This window comes from Plantactinospora alkalitolerans (assembly GCF_015690345.1).
Classification (GTDB): domain Bacteria; phylum Actinomycetota; class Actinomycetes; order Mycobacteriales; family Micromonosporaceae; genus Plantactinospora; species Plantactinospora alkalitolerans.
In genome coordinates this window covers 138625-159352 of the sequence record NZ_JADPUN010000422.1, presented here as the reverse complement: position 1 = coordinate 159352, position 20728 = coordinate 138625, and the positions used below count along the sequence as shown (strand labels likewise).

At 69.3% G+C, this 20728-nt stretch carries 32 protein-coding genes; 28 read left to right on the top strand and 4 right to left on the bottom strand.

Annotated features, from left to right (window positions below; genetic code table 11):
- Nucleotides 1-401 precede the first annotated feature (401 nt).
- Nucleotides 402-1169, top strand: a complete 768-nt coding sequence (locus I0C86_RS41780) for a tyrosine-type recombinase/integrase (protein ID WP_323374161.1) — start codon at nucleotides 402-404, stop codon at nucleotides 1167-1169.
- Between the two features lie 470 nt (nucleotides 1170-1639).
- Here I0C86_RS41780 and I0C86_RS41775 read toward each other — a convergent pair whose 3' ends face one another.
- The 3 genes from I0C86_RS41775 to I0C86_RS41765 form a co-directional block, all read right to left on the bottom strand.
- Nucleotides 1640-2308 carry a response regulator gene (locus I0C86_RS41775; protein ID WP_196206832.1) on the bottom strand — a complete coding sequence of 223 codons (669 nt, stop codon included), beginning with the start codon at nucleotides 2306-2308 and terminating at the stop codon, nucleotides 1640-1642.
- A complete protein-coding gene (locus I0C86_RS41770) occupies nucleotides 2305-3516 on the bottom strand; it encodes a sensor histidine kinase (RefSeq protein WP_196206831.1) in 1212 nt (403 codons plus the stop codon). The genes I0C86_RS41775 and I0C86_RS41770 overlap by 4 nt, the downstream gene beginning before the upstream one ends.
- A gap of 193 nt (nucleotides 3517-3709) precedes the next feature.
- The gene (locus tag I0C86_RS41765; protein WP_196206830.1) at nucleotides 3710-4117 is read right to left on the bottom strand and encodes a hypothetical protein; all 408 of its coding nucleotides are present in this window, start codon (nucleotides 4115-4117) and stop codon (nucleotides 3710-3712) included.
- A 100-nt stretch (nucleotides 4118-4217) separates the two neighbouring features.
- Between I0C86_RS41765 and I0C86_RS41760 the strand changes: the two genes are divergently transcribed.
- Entirely contained in the window at nucleotides 4218-4493 is a 276-nt protein-coding gene (locus tag I0C86_RS41760) for a site-specific integrase (protein ID WP_323374160.1), read from the top strand.
- A gap of 386 nt (nucleotides 4494-4879) precedes the next feature.
- Nucleotides 4880-6196 carry a tyrosine-type recombinase/integrase gene (locus I0C86_RS41755; RefSeq protein ID WP_196206829.1) on the top strand — a complete coding sequence of 439 codons (1317 nt, stop codon included), beginning with the start codon at nucleotides 4880-4882 and terminating at the stop codon, nucleotides 6194-6196.
- A 15-nt stretch (nucleotides 6197-6211) separates the two neighbouring features.
- On the opposite strand, the gene I0C86_RS41750 is transcribed toward I0C86_RS41755, so the two are convergent.
- Nucleotides 6212-6598: a helix-turn-helix domain-containing protein gene (locus I0C86_RS41750; protein ID WP_196206828.1), complete on the bottom strand. Its 387-nt coding sequence runs from the start codon at nucleotides 6596-6598 to the stop codon at nucleotides 6212-6214.
- A gap of 186 nt (nucleotides 6599-6784) precedes the next feature.
- Here I0C86_RS41750 and I0C86_RS41745 point away from each other — a divergent pair, with 186 nt between their 5' ends.
- From I0C86_RS41745 to I0C86_RS41625, 25 genes are all read left to right on the top strand, one after another.
- Entirely contained in the window at nucleotides 6785-7066 is a 282-nt protein-coding gene (locus I0C86_RS41745; RefSeq protein WP_230395625.1) for a helix-turn-helix domain-containing protein, read from the top strand.
- Nucleotides 7063-7398, top strand: a complete 336-nt coding sequence (locus I0C86_RS41740; RefSeq protein WP_196206826.1) for a MerR family transcriptional regulator — start codon at nucleotides 7063-7065, stop codon at nucleotides 7396-7398. The genes I0C86_RS41745 and I0C86_RS41740 overlap by 4 nt, the downstream gene beginning before the upstream one ends.
- Nucleotides 7399-7571: 173 nt before the next feature.
- On the top strand, nucleotides 7572-8096 hold the full coding sequence (locus tag I0C86_RS41735) for a hypothetical protein (RefSeq protein ID WP_196206825.1): 525 nt from the start codon (nucleotides 7572-7574) through the stop codon (nucleotides 8094-8096).
- Nucleotides 8097-8107: 11 nt separating this feature from the next.
- Nucleotides 8108-8446 carry a hypothetical protein gene (locus I0C86_RS41730; protein WP_196206824.1) on the top strand — a complete coding sequence of 113 codons (339 nt, stop codon included), beginning with the start codon at nucleotides 8108-8110 and terminating at the stop codon, nucleotides 8444-8446.
- Nucleotides 8439-9848: a hypothetical protein gene (locus I0C86_RS41725; RefSeq protein ID WP_196206823.1), complete on the top strand. Its 1410-nt coding sequence runs from the start codon at nucleotides 8439-8441 to the stop codon at nucleotides 9846-9848. Before I0C86_RS41730 ends, I0C86_RS41725 begins: the two co-directional genes overlap by 8 nt.
- Nucleotides 9849-9946: 98 nt before the next feature.
- Nucleotides 9947-10198 (top strand): hypothetical protein, encoded by a 252-nt coding sequence (locus tag I0C86_RS41720; protein WP_196206822.1) that lies wholly within the window; start codon nucleotides 9947-9949, stop codon nucleotides 10196-10198.
- Entirely contained in the window at nucleotides 10195-10899 is a 705-nt protein-coding gene (locus I0C86_RS41715; RefSeq protein ID WP_196206821.1) for a hypothetical protein, read from the top strand. Before I0C86_RS41720 ends, I0C86_RS41715 begins: the two co-directional genes overlap by 4 nt.
- Nucleotides 10896-11270 carry a hypothetical protein gene (locus I0C86_RS41710; protein ID WP_196206820.1) on the top strand — a complete coding sequence of 125 codons (375 nt, stop codon included), beginning with the start codon at nucleotides 10896-10898 and terminating at the stop codon, nucleotides 11268-11270. The genes I0C86_RS41715 and I0C86_RS41710 overlap by 4 nt, the downstream gene beginning before the upstream one ends.
- Nucleotides 11270-11701 carry a hypothetical protein gene (locus I0C86_RS41705; RefSeq protein ID WP_196206819.1) on the top strand — a complete coding sequence of 144 codons (432 nt, stop codon included), beginning with the start codon at nucleotides 11270-11272 and terminating at the stop codon, nucleotides 11699-11701. Before I0C86_RS41710 ends, I0C86_RS41705 begins: the two co-directional genes overlap by 1 nt.
- A 66-nt stretch (nucleotides 11702-11767) precedes the next feature.
- Nucleotides 11768-11941 carry a hypothetical protein gene (locus I0C86_RS41700; protein WP_196206818.1) on the top strand — a complete coding sequence of 58 codons (174 nt, stop codon included), beginning with the start codon at nucleotides 11768-11770 and terminating at the stop codon, nucleotides 11939-11941.
- Nucleotides 11934-12230 (top strand): hypothetical protein, encoded by a 297-nt coding sequence (locus tag I0C86_RS41695; RefSeq protein WP_196206817.1) that lies wholly within the window; start codon nucleotides 11934-11936, stop codon nucleotides 12228-12230. Before I0C86_RS41700 ends, I0C86_RS41695 begins: the two co-directional genes overlap by 8 nt.
- A complete protein-coding gene (locus tag I0C86_RS41690; RefSeq protein ID WP_196206816.1) occupies nucleotides 12227-13261 on the top strand; it encodes a hypothetical protein in 1035 nt (344 codons plus the stop codon). The genes I0C86_RS41695 and I0C86_RS41690 overlap by 4 nt, the downstream gene beginning before the upstream one ends.
- Nucleotides 13262-13272: 11 nt before the next feature.
- Entirely contained in the window at nucleotides 13273-14550 is a 1278-nt protein-coding gene (locus I0C86_RS41685) for a recombination directionality factor (protein ID WP_196206815.1), read from the top strand.
- 53 nt (nucleotides 14551-14603) lie between these two features.
- On the top strand, nucleotides 14604-15116 hold the full coding sequence (locus I0C86_RS41680; protein WP_196206814.1) for a helix-turn-helix domain-containing protein: 513 nt from the start codon (nucleotides 14604-14606) through the stop codon (nucleotides 15114-15116).
- 121 nt (nucleotides 15117-15237) lie between these two features.
- On the top strand, nucleotides 15238-15378 hold the full coding sequence (locus tag I0C86_RS44240) for a helix-turn-helix domain-containing protein (RefSeq protein WP_230395624.1): 141 nt from the start codon (nucleotides 15238-15240) through the stop codon (nucleotides 15376-15378).
- Nucleotides 15362-16009: a hypothetical protein gene (locus tag I0C86_RS41670; protein ID WP_196206812.1), complete on the top strand. Its 648-nt coding sequence runs from the start codon at nucleotides 15362-15364 to the stop codon at nucleotides 16007-16009. The genes I0C86_RS44240 and I0C86_RS41670 overlap by 17 nt, the downstream gene beginning before the upstream one ends.
- Nucleotides 16006-16707: a hypothetical protein gene (locus tag I0C86_RS41665; protein WP_196206811.1), complete on the top strand. Its 702-nt coding sequence runs from the start codon at nucleotides 16006-16008 to the stop codon at nucleotides 16705-16707. The genes I0C86_RS41670 and I0C86_RS41665 overlap by 4 nt, the downstream gene beginning before the upstream one ends.
- Complete coding sequence (locus I0C86_RS41660; RefSeq protein WP_196206810.1) at nucleotides 16707-17111, top strand: hypothetical protein; 405 nt, start codon at nucleotides 16707-16709, stop codon at nucleotides 17109-17111. The genes I0C86_RS41665 and I0C86_RS41660 overlap by 1 nt, the downstream gene beginning before the upstream one ends.
- Nucleotides 17108-17545: a RyR domain-containing protein gene (locus tag I0C86_RS41655; RefSeq protein WP_196206809.1), complete on the top strand. Its 438-nt coding sequence runs from the start codon at nucleotides 17108-17110 to the stop codon at nucleotides 17543-17545. Before I0C86_RS41660 ends, I0C86_RS41655 begins: the two co-directional genes overlap by 4 nt.
- The gene (locus I0C86_RS41650) at nucleotides 17542-18051 is read left to right on the top strand and encodes a hypothetical protein (protein WP_196206808.1); all 510 of its coding nucleotides are present in this window, start codon (nucleotides 17542-17544) and stop codon (nucleotides 18049-18051) included. The genes I0C86_RS41655 and I0C86_RS41650 overlap by 4 nt, the downstream gene beginning before the upstream one ends.
- Nucleotides 18048-18608 (top strand): ATP-binding protein, encoded by a 561-nt coding sequence (locus I0C86_RS41645; protein WP_196206807.1) that lies wholly within the window; start codon nucleotides 18048-18050, stop codon nucleotides 18606-18608. The genes I0C86_RS41650 and I0C86_RS41645 overlap by 4 nt, the downstream gene beginning before the upstream one ends.
- A gap of 294 nt (nucleotides 18609-18902) precedes the next feature.
- Entirely contained in the window at nucleotides 18903-19178 is a 276-nt protein-coding gene (locus I0C86_RS41640) for a hypothetical protein (protein ID WP_196206806.1), read from the top strand.
- The gene (locus tag I0C86_RS41635; protein ID WP_196206805.1) at nucleotides 19178-19693 is read left to right on the top strand and encodes a single-stranded DNA-binding protein; all 516 of its coding nucleotides are present in this window, start codon (nucleotides 19178-19180) and stop codon (nucleotides 19691-19693) included. Before I0C86_RS41640 ends, I0C86_RS41635 begins: the two co-directional genes overlap by 1 nt.
- Before the next feature lie 61 nt (nucleotides 19694-19754).
- The gene (locus I0C86_RS41630) at nucleotides 19755-20414 is read left to right on the top strand and encodes a hypothetical protein (RefSeq protein ID WP_196206804.1); all 660 of its coding nucleotides are present in this window, start codon (nucleotides 19755-19757) and stop codon (nucleotides 20412-20414) included.
- A complete protein-coding gene (locus I0C86_RS41625; RefSeq protein ID WP_196206803.1) occupies nucleotides 20411-20728 on the top strand; it encodes a hypothetical protein in 318 nt (105 codons plus the stop codon). The genes I0C86_RS41630 and I0C86_RS41625 overlap by 4 nt, the downstream gene beginning before the upstream one ends.

Genomic DNA, 20728 nt, shown 5'->3' with positions numbered 1-20728 from the left:
GCGTCAGATGTATATAAGAGACAGGACCCGCCCTCCCCGCGACCGTAGGCCTCACCGAGCAAGAAAGTCGCGAAACTTCGCCACCCGGGCCCTGGCGGACAACTTCCGCTCTGACCTGATGCAGGGCATCAACCGGGGCGAGGCGTTCGATCCCGCGACGGGACTGCCCGATTCAATGGTGGAGGCCAAGGAGGCGGCGACGTGGCTGGAGTTCGTACAGAAGTACCTCGATATGAAGTGGCCCGGAGCCGCCGCGAAATCCCGGGCGAGCCTGGTCGACGCCCTGGCCACCGTCACTCCGGCGCTGGTAGGTGACCCGGCCAGCCGGCCCGAACTGGCGGACCTGCGTCGGCTGCTGATCGACGCAAGCGATCGGTGTTCTACAACGTGCTGCATACGCGGTGGAGCTGGAGGCGTTGGAGTTCAACCCGGTCGACAAGCTCCGGGTTCGGTCCACGCGGAAGAAGGTTGCCGCGGTGATCGATCGGCGGGTGGTGGTCAATCCGCGTCTGGCTGAGGAGTTGTTGACCGCCCTGTCGTACGTCGGGCGGCGTGGTCGGTTCTGGCGGGGTGAGCGGCTGGTGGCGTTCTTCGCGTGCATGTACTTCGGTGCGCTGCGGCCCGGTGAGGCGTTGGCGTTACGTGAGCAGGACTGCCACCTTCCGGCAAAGGGTTGGGGACGGCTCACGCTGGTCGGGAGCCGGCCACGGTCGGGGAAGCGCTGGACCGACAGTGGCGAGGCGCACGACAAGCGCGGGCTCAAGCATCGGGCCGAGACGGAGCCACGGGGCGTACCGATTCCGCCGGACCTGGTGTCGATCCTTCGGCAGCACATCGACCGATTCGGGGTCGCCAAGGACGGACGGCTGTTCCACAGCGACCGGGGCAACGTGGTGGGTGCCTCGACGTACTCCCGGGTGTGGGAGGAGGCGCGGTGCCTGGCGCTGACTCCACATCAGGTGGCCTCACCGCTGGCGGGTCGGCCGTACGACCTGCGACACGCGGCGGTGTCGCTCTGGCTGAACGCTGGCGTTCCGGCAACCGAGGTCGCCGACCGAGCCGGCCACTCGGTCGACGTGCTGTTGAAGGTGTACGCGAAGTGCATCGACGGCCAGGAGGCGACCGTCAACCAGCGGATCGAGGACGCGTTGCGAGGCTCCGATCAGTAGCCTCGTGCCACCGGACGTCAGTCCGAATCTTCGCGGGGCGGCCTTCGTGACATGGGCTAACCATCCCAAGGTCAATCCGTGAGCAGTCCGTGGATGGCGACAAACGGCGGCTGTCGGCGGCGCTCCGCTGCACACGGCGACCCAACTACGGAAGGCTATATCCGCTGGTCGACTGCCGTTTTCGCTGATCTTCGAGGTGCCCCCGGCAGGAGTCAGAACGGATCTGCGACGCCCCGTCCGGCTAACCCACCGCGTCAGCATCGCCTGATCAGCCACGGTTCACTCACGGAAGGGTCGAAGCGCAGGTCGGTATCCTGCCGGGGGCACGTCACAGAACTGTGCAGTACCAGCGGGGACGCTGATCATCGAAGCGACCTACCCGCTACCACCGCATCGGAATGAACGGCGTTAGCGATCATGTGCCCGACGGGAATTTTGGTTTGCCAGGTACAACGCGAGGTTTCCTATGCTCACCTGCGCGGGGATACCAGTCCGGACTCGTAGGCAATGATCACGAGCTGGGTGCGGTCGCGGGCGTTCAGTTTGGTCAGCAGGCTGCTCACGTGGCTCTTCACCGTCGGTAGGGTGATCTTCAGCCGGTCGCGGATCTGGGAGTTGGAAAGCCCTCGACAAATGAGGAGGAGGGTTTCGCGCTCCCGGTCGGTGATGCGCTCCAGCGGGCCCGCCGCCGGTCCGGGCTCCGCCGCGCGGGCGAACTCGGCGATCAGGCGGCGGGTCACCGACGGGGCCAGCAGCGCCTCCCCGGCCGCCACTATCCGGATCGCGTTGAGCAGGTCCCCAGGTGGAGTGTCCTTGAGCAGGAATCCGCTCGCCCCGGCCCGCAGGGCGGCGTAGACGTACGAGTCCAGGTCGAACATCGTCAGGATGATCACCCGGCTACCGACCGCTCCGCCCGGGTCGCACAATCGGCGGGTCGCCTCGATGCCGTCCATGCCGGGCATGCGGATATCCATCAGCACCACGTCCGGCTCCGTGCCGCGGGCCAGTTCCACCGCGCGGTCGCCGGTCTCGGCCTCCGCGACGACCTCAAGGCCCGGTTCCCGGTCGATCAATAGCCGGAACGTGCTGCGCAGCAGGGCTTGGTCGTCGGCGATCAGGACGCGGACGGGTGCGCTCATCGCCGTACTCCATCGGTGTGTGTTGCTTCCCACGGAATCGTGGCCTGGACTTGATAGCCGCCGCCGGGCCGAGGGCCGGCTGTGAGAATCCCATCGTAGATCGCGCAGCGTTCACGCATGCCGATCAGGCCGTGACCAGGCACGGTGGGCGGAGCGCGCGTGGGCTCCGGGGGGCCCTCGTCGACGATCCCGATCGTGATCCGTCGTTCGTCGACGCGGATCATGACGTCACATCGGGTCGGCGCGGCATGCTTTACCGCGTTGGTCAGCGCCTCCTGCACGATGCGGTAGATCGTCAGCCCCAGTGCCTGCGGCAGCCGGTTCACGCCTTCGGCGTGCAACTGTACGGTCACTCCGGCCGCGGCGCAGCGCTCGACGAGCGCGCTGAGTCCGGCCGGGCCGGGGGCCGGCGCGAGCATGGGGCCGGCGGGTTCCTCGCCCGGGCCGGAGCCGCTGTCGGAGCGCAGCACGCCGAGCATGTGTCGCATCTCGGTCAGCGCGCTCCGGCTACTCTCCTCGATCAGTTGCAGCGCCTCGCGTACCTCGTCGGACGGGTCGCTGAGCAGATGGTTGGTGACGGCGGCCTTGACCGCGATGACGCCGATGCTGTGCGCGACCACGTCGTGCAGCTCACGGGCGATGCGCAGCCGCTCGGAGGTGACCGCCTGTTCGGCCATCCGGGCTGCCTCGCGTGCGGCGTAGACCCGGCGTTGCCGGGTGGCGCTGCCGAGTGTCCACGCCGCAGCGATCAGTGCCCAGCCCACCAGGATCAAGCCGGGGCCTGCCAGCCACCAGGAGGCGTACGCCACGGTCGGCGCGGTGGCGAGGGCGGCGGAGATGCCCAGTGCGCCGGCGGCCGCGGCGGGTATCCACCGCTGTCCCGGCCGGGCCAGCGCCACCGGGTAAAGGGCGAGCGCGGGCGCCACGAACGGGTCCGTGACCACGCCCGAGACCAGCGCCACCACCGACACGGCGACGACGACACCGAGCACCGGGACCGGCCATAGCCGCCGTATGGCAACCGGGAGGCCGGTGGCGACCACCAGTACGTCGGCCGCCGTGCCGGTGAGCCTGGCATCGCCGGTGGTGGCGTGTCGCAGCAGCAAGGCAAGGGCGATGTAGCCGGCTGCGATCAAGCAGTCGAGGACCACCAACTCGCTGAAGCCGATGTGGCGGGCGATCAGAAATCGGGGAGTCGGCTGCTCCATACGAGGACCCTATCGGCCCGGCATCACCCGCCAGGCGGTCGTATCTCCTGTCTGCCAGTCGATACGGGAGAGAAATGCGCTGAGACCGAAGCGCACTTGGCCCCGTCGAGGTATTGCATGGCGAGGAAGATCGTGAGCGTGGTGTCTTGTGGGTGCCATCGCGGGGGTCTGAGGTCCGGCACCACCGGCCGGGTCACACGTCGCGCCGTCGCAGGGTGGCGTAGCCGGCGAACAGCGCGGCGACCGTCCACAGCGTCAGCAGGCCCAAGCCGGTCCAGCCGTTCAGGACCGTACTCTCCGGCGGATCGCCGCGCATCATGATCTGGCCCGCCGCGTCCGGCAGGAACTGCGCGACCTTCTGCACGCCGGGCAGGTTGTTCAGGATCTCGGAAACCATGAAGAAGAGCGGCACCAGGATGCCCAGCGATAGAGCCGGGCTGCGCAGCACTGCCGCAACGCCCATGGAGAAGATGCACAGCAACGTCATGTAGATGATCGCGCCCATCGTGGCCTGCAGCGCACCCTTGTCGGTGATCGATGCATTGTGCGCGCTCCCGATGGCGGTCTGCGCGGTGAAGAAGGTCACGAACGTGGTGATCACGGCGGGTGGTGGTCAGTCCGCGTCTGGCTGAGGAGTTGCTGACCGCCCTGTCGTACACGGGCAGCGTGGCCGGCTGTTCCACAGTGAGCGGGGCAACGTGGTGGGCGCATCGACGTACTCCCGGGTGTGGGAGGAGGCGCGAGGGCTGGCACTGACTCCACATCAGGTGGCCTCGCCGCTGGCGGGTCGGCCGTACGACCTGCGGCACGCGGCGGTGTCGCTCTGGCTGAACGCTGGCGTTCCGGCAACCGAGGTCGCCGACCGAGCCGGCCACTCGGTCGACGTGCTGTTGAAGGTGTACGCGAAGTGCATCGACGGCCAGGAGGCGACCGTCAACCAGCGGATCGAGGACGCGTTGCGAGGCTCCGATCAGTAGCCTCGTGCCACCGGACGTCAGTCCGAATCTTCGCGGGGCGGCCTTCGTGACATGGGCTAACCATCCCAAGGTCAATCCGTGAGCAGTCCGTGGATGGCGACAAACGGCGGCTGTCGGCGGCGCTCCGCTGCACACGGCGACCCAACTACGGAAGACTATATCCGCTGGTCGACTGCCGTTTTCGCTGATCTTCGAGGTGCCCCCGGCAGGATTCGAACCTGCGACACACGGTTTAGGAATCGTAGACCGATCAAGCCTCTGACCTGCGGCGGAAACTGTACCAGCAGGTGGGGGCCCCTCTGTATTCGGCCGCACTCGGCCACATCTGGCCATATCTGGAACCCGGTGCTGGCATGCCAGCACGGGATTCACTTAGCGTCACTCCCGTGACGACGAAGCCCCGGCAGCGCGGAAACTCCTGGCAGATCGAGTGGCGGCTCGGCGGCCGACGCGACGGCATCTACCAGGCCCTGTCGTTCACCGGTTCGGACCCCAACGTCTCGTACAAACTCGCCCTCGCGGCGAAGGCATTGGTCGAAGCGGCCGGGCACCGGATGACCCGGGACGAGGCGAAGGCGAAGATCCTCGGGGAGGAGCCGCAGACCGGTGACACGCCGACGCTGGAGGAGTTCGCCAAGGCGTGGCTGAAGAGCCGGGAACCGCTCGACCCGACCCAGATCGGCGAAGGCGAGGTTGAGGCCGGCACGGTCCAGGAGTACGCCCGGGTGCTTCGGCTGCGAATCCTGCCGTACCTCGGCCACTACCTGGTTCGCGACATCACCGAGGACGTACTCATCGACTTCGTGCGCAAGCTGCGGACGTCTCGGGTGGGGAAGACGAAGTCGAAGCCGAAGGGGCGTCAGATCAGTGCCAACTCGGTGCGGCGCGCCCACGAGCTGCTGCACCAGGTGCTCGGCTCGGCCGTGCCTCGGCACCTGGCCCTGAACCCCGCGGCGAAGCCGCACGGAACGCGGAAGAGCCGGCTCGGGCTGCCGAAGACGAAGATGTTCGAGGGGATGTTTCTTCAGGACGACGAGGTCGACCTGATCCACGACAACTGCCCCGAGGCCATCGCCGACCTGTGGCTCACGCTCGTCAACACCGGTCTGCGGCTCGGGGAGGCGCTGGTGCTGCGTGTCAGGGACGTGACTGTCGACGGCAACGCCCCCGAGGTCCGGGTGCGCCGGGCCTTGAAGAGGGACGGGAGGATCGGGCCGCCGAAGACGGACCAGTCGGCGCGAGACGTGACGGTGTCGTCGGTGGTGGCCGAGGTACTGCGGCGTCGGTGCGAGGGAAAGCGGCCCAGCGACCTGATCTTTCCGTCACCGCGGGGCAAGGTGTGGCAGCGCAACAACCTGTACCGGCGGTACTGGCTGCCGACGCTCGCCGCGGCGATGCGGTGCGAAGAGCACCGGGTTCCGGATCGGCGCCGGCAGTGGTGGACCCTCGACGACGTGTCGACGTGCGGCTGCCCGGGGGTGCTGACGCGTCGGCCGCGGATGTACGACGCCCGGCACACGGAGGCGTCGCGGTGCATCAAGGACGGTTGGTTGCCGATGGAGGTGGCGGACCGGCTCGGGCACTCGAACTACAACACCACGATGACGATCTACGCCCATCTGTGGAAGGAGAAGGGCCAGCAGCACATGCGGCTCAACGAGCGGGATCGGCGGCGGTTGCTGCGGGACGACGAAGCGGCGTAGGCCGGGGCGGGGCCCCTACCCGGTCGCCTCCTCCTCTTGGGCGTTCGCCGCCCGAACCGCGTCGATCAGCTGAAGCACCGCTACCGCCTGCTGCCGCAGGGGTTTGCTGCGGTTGGGGTTGTCGGCGATGGCGCGCATCTCCGCCTCGACGTCGGCGAGCGTCCTCGTCGACCCGGTGGCCAGGATGGTGTCGACGGTCCCGACGTCCCACCCGAGTGCGATCTCGATCCGCGAGAGTATGTATCCCTGGAACGTCGTTTTGGGGCCGTTCTCCACGCTGTGCCAGGTTTGTCGGGCAATGCGTGCGGCCGTTGCCGCCTCTTGCAGCGACAGTCCTCGTCGTCCCCGTTCGGCCTTGATCGCGGCGCGTAGCGCCGCCCAGTTGCCGTCCCCGCTCACCACGCATCGAATGATGGCAGTTAAAAGAAGTTAATGGTGACTGCTTGTACGAGAATAGACACCCATTGGTGAAGATGGACATGGCCAGACGGCTGAGGTGTCCATCCTTGTTAAAAGACGTTAAAAGCTGTTAGTGTCCCGGCCATGCCTAACCGAGGCACCTCCACCTGCGAACGTTGCCGCCGAGGCATGGCGCACGGCAGTCCGACCCCGGACGGCACAGCCATACGCCGGCACCGGCACGCGCTCGGTATCAGCCAGAGCGCCCTGGCCCGGAAGACGGGCTACAGCTCCGCGTATCTCTGCCAGATCGAGAACGGTCTGGCGCACACCATCTCGCCGGACGCGCTGAACCGCATCCAGCGAGCGCTCGGCAACCCCGACCGGAAGTACCTGGTCCTCTCCGCCGGGGGGAGACCGGCCCCGCGCAACCCGAACATGACGCAGGGCCATCTGGCGGATGCGGCATGACCGTCCAGACAGACACTCGCGCTGTTGCCGGATTCGACCCGTCGACCGACTGGTTCACCCCGATCCAGGTCGCCAAGATGTTCGGCCTGCCGTACGAGGCCGTACTGGAGCGGTGCAAGACCGGCCAGTTCCCGGCGACACGGCGCGGACAGGGCCGCCGCCGGTACCACTTCCGGTTCAACCTCGACCACATCGAGCGGATTCGGAAGATCCTGGCCGACGGCGACCCGGTCCCCGCCCAGCCGCAGCCCGAGCCGGTCAACCCGCTTCAAGAGGCGATCGAGGCGACCCGCCGGCGGCTGAATCGTCACCCCGGCCCCCGAAAACGGTAACCACCCCCGGCGGATTCGTCCGCCACGCGAGCAGGGGCCGGGCGGGACAGGCAGCCGAGCAGATCGGACCTCCACCCGCCGCTCGCACCGCCGCCCGGCCCCGCACCGCACCAAGACGACGAGGCCCCGCCGGAGGGGGCGGGGCCTCGTTCTCCACTACCAGGGAGACATCGATGCCAATCGTAACGCAACCGCACCTGGTCGCCCACACCCCGGAGCAGGTGATCGCCGCCGGACAGCTCGCCCGGAGCGCGGCACTACGGATAGAGCAGTACGGCCACCACGTCGGCGACTTCGGATCGGAGATGGTCGGCTACTCGATCGACGGCGCCGTGTACGCGGCTGCCGGTTTCAGCCCGCAGCGCGCCACGATGCGCGACCCCGTCATCTGTGAACCGTGCGTCGATAAGCGCCGCACGGGCGGCGGCGCCGGCCCGAACTGTGTCTCGGGGTGCGAGCGGTCGCTCTGGACCCGCTGCCAGCGGACGTTCGCGTTCGCGGCTCACGTGCTCGGCTCCGCGAACGGTCGCCAGCTGCTGCTGCGCGACGTCGAGATCATCCCCGCGCACGACTACGCCACGATCCTGTCGGCGAACGAACGCCTGACCCGGCAGGGCGCCGTCGAGGTGCTGCACGAGGTGTGGCTGTGCGCGAAGGACCCGAGCCACAGGCGTCACCTGGTCGCGGCCCGCCGATGAGCGTCCATCCGATGGTCGTCCCGCTGTTGCGGTTGTGGCGATCGACCGGCTGGACCGCGAAGGCGTGGGCGGTACGCGCCGGCGTCGGACAGATGACCGTCAGCGCACTGGTGCGCGGCACGAAGGCCAGTCGGGTGACGTCCGTGGCCGCCCTCGCCGGGGCCTTGGACGCCCAGTACGTCGTCGCGCCGAAGGACCTGACGGACCGAGGGCACGTCGAGTTTCTGATCGAGCAACTGGGACTACCGGCCGACAGGGCCGCCCGTGTGCGGGAGTGCCTGCTCTCCGCCCCCTCATCTCCCCGGCCGGTTCCGGACGGGGTACGCGTATCGAGGAGTTTCGTTGATTAACCGTAAGTTGGCCGGCGCGTTCGCGCTGACCCTGATGGCCGGCGCCGTCGTCGTCGGCACCGCGGCTCCGGCCGCGGCGACCGGCAGCAAGACATGCCCACCGGTGTTGCACAGCAACACCGGCGACATCACGCTCGCCGGCCAGCCCGACCCGACCGTGACCCTGCTCGCCAAAGGTGTCCAGGTCTCCACCTCCGACAACAACGACCAGGGTGCCACCTGGTGGAAGTCGGTCGCCCCGGTCCCCCCGATCTTGGTGCACCGGATGTCGTACTGGACGAACAAGGTTGCGCACGGCGTGGAGTCGCCCGAGGCGATGCCGGCGTACCTGCTGCGGCTGTCGCTGCCCGGCGGGAAGACGGCGACGCTCGTCTACGAGCCGTACGGCAACCCGAACGACAACAACAGCCCGATCCCGCCGGGCCTCGGCGAGAAGACCTTCGACGTCGACAAGGGCACGTTCTGGACCCTGGACACCGCGGTCAAGGGGATGATCGAGTACACGTCGAACGCGCACGCCGGCAAGAGCCTGAAGGAGATCGCGAAGGCGAACCCGTTCGCCAAGGTGGTCGCGTTCGGCTGGCGGCAGGAGTGGTCCAAGGGGCTGATCGCCCAGGTCGACGACGTCGAGTTCGCCGCCGGGAAGACGTGCGAGAAGCACGTGTGGCGCAAGCCGGCGGGTAAGCCGGCCGCCGAGTTCGTCGACACCTGCACCGGCACCGACGTGACCGTGAAGAGCCCCGACGACCGCAAGTGGAAGTTCTGGCTGCTGCGCAGCGCCAAGACCGTCGGCGGCCCGGCCACGGTGGACAAGGGTGGCAGCAAGACCTTCACGGTCCCGGCCGGGCCGGGCGAGATCGTCGTCCTGGCCAAGCCGTACCAGCACGGCGCCCGGTGGGCAACGGTCGGGAAGCACCGGTGGGCTGAGCCGGCCGGCTGCGACGCCGACATCACCTCGGAGAGTACCTGCGACGCCCTGAAGGTCAAGATCGTGGTGCCGGCGAAGTCCGGGCCAGTCAAGGTCGTCATCACCCCGGGCCTGGACGGCGCCGCGACGCACGAGTTCGAGGCCGCCTCGGGCAGCGTCCACAACTTCACCTACCCGGCGAACCCGAAGGTCACGGTGAAGGTCGAGGTCGCCGGCACCCCCACGGAGGAGTTCACGTGGGCCCGGCCGGACGACTGCGCGCAGCCGACCCCGACCCCGGGGCCGACCGGATCGCCGGAGCCTGGCACCGGTGGCGGCGGTGACGACGACGGCGGCGGCGAGCTGCCGCTGACCGGCGTCCAGGTCGCCGGCATCGCCGGTGGCGGCGGTAGCGCCCTCGCCCTCGGCATCGTCCTGTACTTCCTCGCTCGCCGCCGGCGTACCCCCAGCTTCACGGCCGGCGTCGACCAGTAGCACGAGGCGGGCGTCAGGCCACGGATGGGTGGCCGCGTCGTGCGGGTTCGAGTCCCGCGGCGCCCTCAAGGTCCAAAGCAAGACAGCGAGAGGTTCACATGCCCGAGCTACCCGTGGGCGCGCCACTGCCAACCGTCGTCGCCATCTACCTGCTGGTCGGCATCGGCCTCACTGAAGCGATCCGGCAGACGTACTGGCTGGCCAGGGAAGCGCTGTGGCAGCTGGCGTTGTGGCGGGCCAGGCGCTGGTCACGGCGCGAGTGGGCCAAGTTGCTCCCCCCGGAGCTGCCGAAAAGACGGCTGCCGAGACGGCGACCGCCGATCAACCACGACGGAGGGAAAGAAGCATGACGGACGAATACGACGACGGCTGGTTCGCTCTCGTCGGCCGCGGCTCGCACTGGCGGGTCGCGGTACGGCAAGACGCACCCGACTCCGCGCGCGGCGAGTGGTACGAACTGCTCGGGAGGCCGACGGAGACCCTGTCGTGGGGCGACCTGCGAAACGCCAACTCGTTCTCCTCGCCGCCCGAGCCGGTCGTGCCGCTGTACCTGACGGAGCAGGCTGTCGAACTCCTGTTGCTGCCGGTGTTGATGGAGGAATACCGGCGGCAGCGCGCCGAAGCGGCGGCGTCGGCGTCAGCACCCACCGGCCGGCAGCTCAGTCAGGCGGCACTGGGAGTCCGGACGGCCATCGAACGGTTCGCCGAGAGATACAGCCTGCCCGCGCCCGACTGGGGTGAGCCAGCCGACCCGCCCCCGCCGCCCGGGTTCCTCGCGGAGATTACTCAGCCCATGGCGCCCATCGTGCCGGCCGAGCCGATCGAGCCCGTCACGTCGACCGAACCTGTGGAGCCGGTCGAGATTATCCCGCCCGAGGCGGCGGCGGAGACCAAGGTGCGACGCCTGCTGCGGTCGGTGTGGCCGACGAACAACGGCACGCAACCGCGTGGCGGCCGTCACCGCCACCACCGCCGCGACGCGAACTCGGGCACCTGGCCCCAGCAGACGGCGGCGGCCGGCGACGACACCGGTCAGGTGGCGGTGACGTGACCGATCGGGAGACACGGCTGCGGGAACGGGTCGCCGACCTGGAGCGCGAGCTGGAGGAAGCCAAGCGGGATCGGGACCTGCACTACGAGGTCGCCCGGGCTGCCCGTGAGGGATGTAGGGCCGCCGGCGAGGAGTTCGCGAAGCGCGCCGAGGCCGCCGAGCGCGCGGCGGATGCCGCGCGGCGAGCCGGGCAGGCGGCGCTGATCGAGGCGGGGGACAAGACCGAGTACGTGGGGCGGATCTACGGCCGACTGGGCGAGGTCGACACGCAGGTGCAGGCATGGGCCGACCGCCTGCCGCCCGAGTTTGTGGCCGAGGTGCGTAAGCACACCCGGCCGGACTTCGCGGAGCTGCTGGGGGTGGGGCGCTGATGTGGGACGACGAGTCGACGGGGGTCGACATCGGCGACGCGACGGTGCGCCAGGCGTGGCAGTTCCTGGCCGAAGAGTGGGCCAGTGAGGGCTTCGACTCGCCGACGGTGCTCACCGTCGTCACCGTCGGCGCCGTCGTCCTGGCCCTGGGCCTGATCGCCGCGGTGTGGCTGCGGGTCTGGGCCCGGCGGCTACATGACGAGGCGGATGCCCGGCCGGTGGATCCCGGGCGGCGCGAGGCCACCTTTCAGCCGGGTCGGTTCAAGGTGGGGCCGGTGGCGCCGGAGTCCCCGCGTCGACCTGGAGCGGTGTACGCGCCGGGAAGTGTCGACGAGACGGTGCTCCTGCGTCCGGGGCCACCGCCGGCGAGCGGGCGGCCCAGGCGATGGGATCCCGACACAACGATCGAGTTCCGGCAGCAACCCCGGTGATCCTGGATTGACCAGGGTTGTCGCCGGGGGATAACCTAAGTCATACGGCTTTGAGAGGTGGGCCCTGTGGGCGACAGAAGCGTCAGAGCGCGTGCCGGCACCGCCGCGTACGCCGCCGGCCAGCTCGGCGCGGTCGGCATCATCGGGGCGCTCGCCCTGATCGCGCTGCCGGTCGTGGTCGTCGTCGCGGGAGCCGCCTGGCTCCGCGACCGGCTGCGGAAGGGGAACCGCGGTGCTTGACATCGACGACATGTCAACCCGGATGCAGCGATACTGGCGGGATCTGCTGGTCGCGGCGGACAACGGCAACGTGCGCCGGATCCCCTGCGGCTCCGCGATGCACGACAGGCCATCCGGTCAGCCGCAGCGGGTCTGCGGCATGGTCAACGCCGCCCGGGGGTCCGGCTGGTTGCGCCTGGACGTACCGGCCAGCCTGTACCGGCTGACCGACGCCGGGGGCGAGGCCCTGGCCGCACTGCAGGAGCGGATCGACCAGGTCGACTGCGTCACCGTGAGCCGCCGCGCATGAGTCTCATCGTCGCCGACCGCCCAGGCCCACCGAACTCGATCACCTTCGAGTCCGGCGCCCGGATCTACCTGATCGGCGACGAACGGTACTGGTCGGTAACCAGCGCCCTGAAGGGTGTCGAAAAGGAAGGGCTGGTGCACGGAGCCGGCTACGCCGCCGCCGACGCGGCCCTCGCCGACGTCACCCGCATCGCCGTCGCCGTCAAGGTCGACCCGTGCGGCCGGTCGTACAGCAAATGCAAGCACCCCGACGGCGACCGTAGCGACTGCTGCCCCTGCTGGGAATGCCAGACCTGCGCCCGCAGGTGGATAGCCGAAGCACACATCCGCAAGTCGGTCCGACGCTCCGACGAAGGCATCCGGGCCCACAAGTTCGTCGACTGGTGGGCAAACCGCGACGGCGAGCAGCGCGGCTACGACGACGACATCGCCCCGTACGTACGCGCGTTCCTCGCCTTCATCGAGAGATACGGACTTACCCCCGAGTCGTTTCTGGTCACCGAACGGACCGGCGTCAACAAGATCTACCGCTACGCCGGCACCCTCGACGCGATCATCCGGTTCCGAGCCCGCGCCACCCCGGAGGCGGCGAAACTCGTCGCCCGGGTCCTCGGCATCACCGCCGAGGCCGCGATCGCCACCGACGCCTTCGTGGACCTGCTCGTCGACTTCAAGACCGCCGAGAAGATCGACGCGCCCTTCCGCCCGGAACACGCGCTGCAGACGGCCCCGTACCGCCGTTTCACCGGCCTGCTGATGAAGGGATTCGACGACGAGGAACCGATGCCGGCGACCAACGGCGCCGGCATCGCCCTGCTGCGCCCCGACGAGGCCGTCTTCCGGCCCGTCGTCACCGACGACGCCGCGTTCACCGCTTTCCTGCACTACCTGCGCGGCTTCGAATGGGTCATGGAGCACGGCAACAACGCCATCCTCATCGCCGCGTTCCCGCTGCTTAAAGAGCCGAAGCCGGAGCCCAAGCGCCGCGCTCGCGCGAAGAAGCCGCCGATCGACGAAACCCCGGCCGCCTGAAAGGAGTCAACGTGCCGATCAATTCGAAGCTCGTCCAGACCCGGCTCCCGCCCGACGGAGTGATCCGACTCGGCTACAGCGAGCCCGGCAACAGGGGCGGGAAGAAGCCGAAGAAGCTCGACAAGTTCCGACTCACCTCGCCCAGCGAGCCGTTCATCGTGGAAGCCGCCGCACTGTACGGCGGCGAGCCGCAGCCATGGCAGTCCGACGAGGGCCCGCAGTGGCAGGTGTTCACCACCGCCGACGCCATCAAGGTGTTCGTCCCCCGGCAGCGAATCGACCCGTTCATGGAGTACTGGGAGGGGCGAGCCCCGCAACGCAAGTGCGACGGCGAGCGGGAGTACCTGCGCGGGCAGCCGTGCAAGTGCCTGCAAGGTTGCCGGCTCTACCCCGAACACGACTTCGAGACGAACCTGCTCAGCCGTGGCGAATGCCCCTGCGGCGCCAAGCGGCTGTGCAAGCCCACCACTCGCCTGTCGGTGATGCTGGCCGACGTCCACTCCGCCGGCACCTGGAAGCTGGAGACCCACGGCTGGAACGCCGCCGCCGAACTGCCAGGACTGGCCGACGCCATCGCCGTCGTCGCCGAGCCGGTCCCGGCAACTCTGCGCCTGCGCATGCACAAGGTGACCCGGGTCAAGATCCAGAGGGGCGTGGAGGGCACCGAGGTACGCCAGTTTGCCGTGCCGTACCTCGACTTCGGCGGCCTGTTCACCCCCCGACAGGCGTACGAGGGGCAGCTCACCACCGCCGCCCGGGCCGCGATCGGTGCCCCGTCGCTGGCCGCGATCGCCGCCGGCCCCACCCGGCCCACACTCACCGAGGAACAGATCCTCGACCAGGCGAAGCATCTGCAGACGCCCGACCAGGTCGCTCGACTGCGGGAGATGGCCGAAGCCGGCGGCGCGCTCACCCCCCGGGTCGAAGCCGCGCTGGCCGCGGTCACCGCCGATCTGGATGAGGCGCGCGAACAGCGCGAGGCCGTCGACCCGGACCGGGCACGTCGCGCCACCGCGAAGGCGGCCGTGGCCAGTCAGCCGCCGAAGGACGTGATCGTCGACGCCGAGGTGGTGCCCGACGAGGCGATCCGCGAACTGTGGCAGGAGGCGGTGCGGCTCGCCGCAGCGCTCGGCTGGGGCGAGGACGTCGTCATCCAGCGCTTTGAAAGGCGGTACGGCTACCACCCCGGCGACGAGAGCAGGCTGCGACTCGCCGACTTCGAGGCGTTTCGCGACCTGGTTCGAGACGCCAAGCCGATACCGCCGGCGACCGCCGAACAGGCCACGTGATGGGCAGGCATATTCCGGCGGGCCTCACCGGCAAGGAGCAGCTGGCCTGGGCAATGACAGAGCGACCGGAGCTTCAGGACGCCGTCGTCGCCCGATGCAAGGCGCGGGCCCTGCTGTGCTACCACACCTACGACTCCCGCAGGAGCCAGAAGGGCTTCTTCGACATCGTGGCCATGGGGCCGGGCGGGATCGTGCTGTGGGAGCTCAAGCGCGAGGGCGAGAAGCCGACGAAGGCGCAGCAGGAGTGGCTGGACGCCGCCGGGCGCCTCGGGCTGACCGTCGCGGTGATCCGCCCGTCGGACCTGTTCTCCGGTTACGTCGACCGCGAGATAGCACGCCTGGCCGCCCCGCAACGTAGGCGGACCGTCACGGAGCGCCTGCGGGCGCTGCAGGCGGTCCTGCGGACGGCGCGGGAGGCTCACGGCTGGACTCAGGACGAGTTCGCGAAGCGGGTGGGAACCTCGCAGTCCCATCTCAGCGACATCGAACGCGGGGTGACGTTCCCGCAGGTCGACACCCTGCTACGGATCGCCGAGGAGCTGGGGATCCATGACCTCGCCATCTGACCCGCGACCCACGTCGGCCCCCGGTGCGACCGGCAGCCGCACGGGTCGTGCCGCCGACCCGGTCGAGGTTCGGCTCGGGGCTGCCGTCCAGCGTCTCTACCGTGCCCGACTCGCTGCCGGCTTGAGCCAGTACGCCCTCGCGGCCCGTAGCGGTGTTGCCCAGCCGGTCATCAGCGGCCTGGAATCCGGCCGGCAGCCTCCCACCCTCACCACCGTGATACGCCTGCTCGAAGGGCTGGGTATCGATGAATTCACCATTTGACGAGTGCGGAGCGATCCGCCTGTCCGGGTCCACGCCCTGCGTGAAGCGCCCCGGCCACGAGAACCATCCTGGCGACGAGAGCCACCAGCCAGGCGACGGCAGTGACCCGTGGCGGGAGCGCCCGTTGCGGGCGCCGGCGGACCCGGATCGGGTAGAGGCGTCCGTGCGTGCCGACGCCGTGCGGATCACGCTGCCGTACACCGCGCGGGCCACGACCGGTCACCCGCTGGTCGTCGAACCGGCGGCGCCGGTGCGTCTTCGAGACCGTGTCGTGTCGGCGGTGTCCATCGGCGGCCGGGTCTTCACCGCGGCCGGCGCCCTGGACCTGTCGATCGCGATCCGGGCGGCGTGGCGCAAGAAGTGCTCCCGGACCGTCTCGCCGGTCGGCGAAGGTCGCCCGATCCAGGTCCGTCCGGTCAACCGTTCGACGGCGTTCGTCGACGGCCTGCCGTTCGCGCTCGGCGACGCGCTCCTGCTCGCCGCCGCGATCGCGGCGGCCGTCCACCGGCCGCTGAAGGCCGTGGCGACCGCCCGAGGGCGGGAATCGGACACACCGCGGCTTGACAAGGGTTATCGCCCGGGAATAACCTCGGTCAAGTCAGTTGTTGCTGCTGCCGGAGGTTCGACGTGAATGACCCGGATCCGACCCTGGTCGACTTCCCGACGCCCGCGCTGCCGCCCGGCACGGTCCAGGTACGCGCGGACGAGCTCGTGAAGCTGCTGAGGCGACTGGCTCCCTTCCCCGGATCCAGCACCGCCGCCGTCACCCTCCGCTACGTCTGGCTGACCACCGCCGGCAAACGACTCGTCGGATTCGCCTCCGACACCGGCACAGCCGCGCAGGCCACCGCCCAGACCTACGGCGACGGCCCCGGCCTACCGCTGGCCGGGATCCTCCCCGTCGACATCGCCGAGCTGGCCAAGGCGCTCAAGGAAGTCGACAACCTCGTCCAGCTCGTTCCCGTCGGAGCCGAGCTGATCGTCCGCAAACGCGACGACGAACTCGCCCGCGTCCCGGTCCGTGTGCCGACCAGCAGCGACGAGAGGTTCATTGGACAGCTGGAAGCCGAGTTGCATGAGTCTCACCGGCTCGCCACCAAGAGCAGCCTGCCGCTCGGCTACGTCAACCTCGCACCGCACGTCGTCAACCGGTTCAAGCTCGGCCGCAACACCGGCGATGTCTGGTACGCCCCGCACGGTCGCGGATTTGTCCGCGTCGATGCGAACTTCTGCGGCCACTTCAAGCCGGTCGGCCCGACCCGCTCCACCCGGCCGACACCAACCGCCCCCCTGCACATCTTCCCCGCCACCAGAGAGGCAGCCGCCTGATGCTGGACACCCTTGATCGCCTCGTGATGTTGCCCCTGCTCCCCTCCTTCGACGAGCTCGCCGAACGCGGCGCCGAACACCTGGACCAGCACGGGCCGACCGACTGGCCGTGGCTGACCGACCCGGACCGGCTCGACCTGCAGAGCACCGCGGACTGCGTAGCCGGGCAGGTGTACGGCGACTTCTGGGAGCTCCCGGCGCTCGCCGAGGTACGCCCGGCCAGCGACCCGGGGGACGAGGCCCGCTACCGGCTCGACATCGACAAGGTCGCCAGCCGGCTCGGCTTCGCCGTCTGGCCCGAGCACGCCGAACCGCTGCGGGCGGCGTGGATCCGGGCCATCAACCGCCGCCGCGCCGCCGCCCAGCCGGCCGTGACCGATGCGAACCTGGCGAACGCGGCATGAGCGCCATCGCCTTCGCCCTGGCGCTGGTTGACCGGCTCGCGACAGTCGTCCACAACGCGTGGATGCGCAACCAGCAGCTCAATGGTCGAACCAGCACGTGGTCGCGGCTGACCTGCCAGCCGCTGATGGTGGCCTACCACAAGCTGCACGAGGCCGACAAGGAAGTGGACCGGGGCACCGTCCGCGCCGTCCTCCAGGAGCTCGTCGCGGCGGGCCACGCCGTCGCACTGCCGATCGACGAGAACAACCCGCCACCGACGACAGTGAAATACGTCCTCGACGCGGACGGGCACCTGTGGGCGCGCGTTGAAGATCGCGACCTGTGGAATCCACTGACCGGCGACTCCTACCCGCGATCCTGGGCGCAGTTGTACGGAGTCGGGACGCCCATCACCGTGCTCGTCGCGGCAATCCCGCTGGACGTCGAGCGGTGAGCGCCCGACTGGCGATCGTCGACGACGAGTGGGCAATGATGTCGCCCACCCGCCGTGCCGGCCTGACACTGTTCCTCGGATACCACGCGCCGCTCGACCTGCCCGACGGGGGTCGCAGCGAATGGGCGGCGCTGCCTGCCAGTTCGCAGGAGTGGTGGATCGACCTGGCCGCCCAGGCAGCCCAGGCGTACTCGCCGCACCCGCAACACCTCCGCTGGTGCGTGTGGCCCGGCTGCCCCATGTCGTACGACGTCATCAGTCCCGACCCGGGTCGACCCCGGTGGATCCGGCCGGGGCACGAGCCGATGTGCCCCAGCCATGCGGCGCTCGGACATCTTCCTGGCTACGGCACCGCGCTCGGCGACGGTACTGCCTGGCGGGCTACCTGCTCGTGCGGCGCAACAGCGGTCATCGCCCCGGCCAGCGGGCGGGCCATGACCGACTGGTGGGCCGGACACGTCATGGAACTTCCGGTCTCGCGCGGAGAACTGGAGGGAACGCGATGAACATTTCCAGCCTGAACGTCCTCATCGGCCCGCCCGGCTGCGGCAAGTCCACGTTCGCTCGTCGCCACTTCTACTCCGAGGACATTGTCAGCCTCGACATCGAGCGCGAGCGGATCTGCGGCGACCCCGGCAACCAGCGCGCCACCGAGTACGCGGTGTCGATCATGCACCCACTGCTGGCCGGCCGGTGCGCGTTCCGGCGGACCACCGTCCTCGACAACACCAGCGCGAAACGGGTTGATCGGCTGTCGGCGCTCGCCGCCGCCAAGCAACACCCGAACCCAATTCCGACAGTCGCGATCGTGTTCACCACCCCACTCGACGTCTGCGTGGTACGCAACGCCGAACGTCCTGCGAACCGGCGCGTACCCCGCGAAAAGATTGAGGAAATGCGGGAGACCATCGACCGCGACTTGCCGCCCGGCGTGCCGGCAGACGGGTTCAACTTCACCTGCTGGGTCGACGTCGACGGTCGGGTCACCGTGTACGACCCGATCCCCGAGGTGTTCGCGGGCGCGTCCTGGTTGCGCGGAGCGCGGACGGAGGTCCGGTCGTGACACAGGCCATGCACCCGTCGCACATTGCGGAGCCGGCGCTGACGCGGGTTCTGCCCGGCCAGACGCTGTGCACCGCGTGCTCGCAGACGATCCGCAGCGACCGTGACGGCGTGCTGCACGCGGGTGCTCAGCCCTGCCCGAAGGCAGGTGCGCGGTGAACACCGAAAGCCGCACCCAGTTCGACGTCTCACAGAGCTTGGTCAGCGACATCGCCGACGGCCGCGTATGGCGGCACGTTGGGGGACCCATTACGCGCGGTCGTCCCAGCCGTTGCCCCGCCAAGAAGGAGGGCCAGTGATGGCCGTCGTTTACTGCCAGGTCTTCGACGTCAGCAGCACCACTGCCGAGCCCGAGCACGTTGGCGTCTTCTTGAGCCACCCGGCGGGGCCGCCCGCGGTAGGCGCCCTCGTGCACGTCGAACCAACCCGGCGCTCCCAGTGGACCACCTCCACATGGCGGGTCGTCGAGCACTACTGGTCGATCGACCGCCCCGACGAGTCGGCAACGAAGTTCTGCCTGCTCGTCACTCCTGCCGAAGACCCGTTCGCGACCAACAAGGAGGCCCACTGATGGCCGGAGACACATCGATCACCGTCATCGGCAATCTTTGCGATGACCCGGAATTGAGGTTCACCCCGTCCGGCGCCGCCGTCGCCAAGTTCCGGGTCGCCTCGACGCCCCGGTTCATGGACAAGGCGTCCGGCGAGTGGAAGGACGGCGAGCCGCTGTTCCTCGCCTGCACCGTGTGGCGGCAGGCCGCCGAGCACGTCGCCGAGTCGCTGCAGCGCGGTGCACGGGTGATCGTTTCCGGTCGGCTGCGTCAGCGCTCGTACGAAACCCGCGAGGGCGAGAAGCGCACGGTGATCGAGTTGGAGGTCGACGAGATCGGACCGTCGCTGCGGTACGCCACGGCGAAGGTGCAGAAGATGTCGCGCTCCGGCGGCAGCAGCGGCGGGTTCGGCGCGCCGGCCGGCGGCAACGCCGGCGGCAACGAGGACCCGTGGGCCACGGCGGCGCCGTCCGCGCCGTCCGCGGACACCTCCCGGGCCGGCGCCGGCAACTTCGACGACGAGCCTCCGTTCTGATCGACCCATCGACAATCGTCCAGTCCTTGCTGTCGAGCAAGCATCCTGATCGGAAAACGACATGATCATCGAGACGTACGACTTGATCAGCCGACTGTGTTACATCCGCGCATTCGCCCCCAGCAGCCGAATCGACCGCGACAACGCCCTGGTCCGCATCGCATGGACCGGCACCCAGCTGCACATCTCCGCCTACGCAACCAGCTACGGCGCGGTCGCCACCTGGGAGTCAGTTCCGGTCGACGACGCGCCGGGGGAGATTCTGCTCCCGAACGCCAAGGTCAAGGAGATCATCGACACGTTCGAGCTGAAGGGCGCGAACACCCAGCACACCCCACTCGACGTCGAGATCGGCTTCAACACCCTCCGGATCCGCCGCGCCGGGAACGCCGACGAGGGCGTGCCCGCCAAGTCGTACGGCTACACCAGCGAGATCGAGCACAACCCGCCCAAGACGTGCGAGGTCTTCGCTGACCTCGGCGCACCCCAGTTCGGGGAGCCGGTCCGGATGGACCCGTCGGCGCTGATCGCGCTCGCCGCCGTCGCGAAGCGCAGCGAGATGCAGGTCCAGTTCGACCCGTACGAGCGAGGCGTCCGGTCGACGATCGGCCCCGTAACCGCTTTCTCGCGGCACCCGATCGAGCCCGAGGTGGCCGAGAAGGCCGCCGACGAGGACGCGATCGCCAAGGAGGCCCTGGCGGGCGTCGGTGGCGCGGCGTGAACGCGCTGATGCGGGCGCCGATCGCCGTCGCCCTGGCCGCCGGCCTGGCTCTCGGCGCGTTCGGCTGCGACAGCCCGGCACCAGACGCAGGCGTCGAGATCGAGGCTCCCGACGTGTCGGACTGCGACGCCGGCGACAAGAAGGTCAACAAGACCCCGGACTGCGGCCGGATCGTCAACGGCAAGTTCGTGCCGTGGTCGTGGGTGAAGGCGAACAAGACCAAGCCGCCGCCCGGGTGGACGCCGGCCTCCGAGCCGAAGTCCACCCCGGCCGGGCCGACGCCGACACCCAGCAAGAAGAAGGCGGGCCGCTGA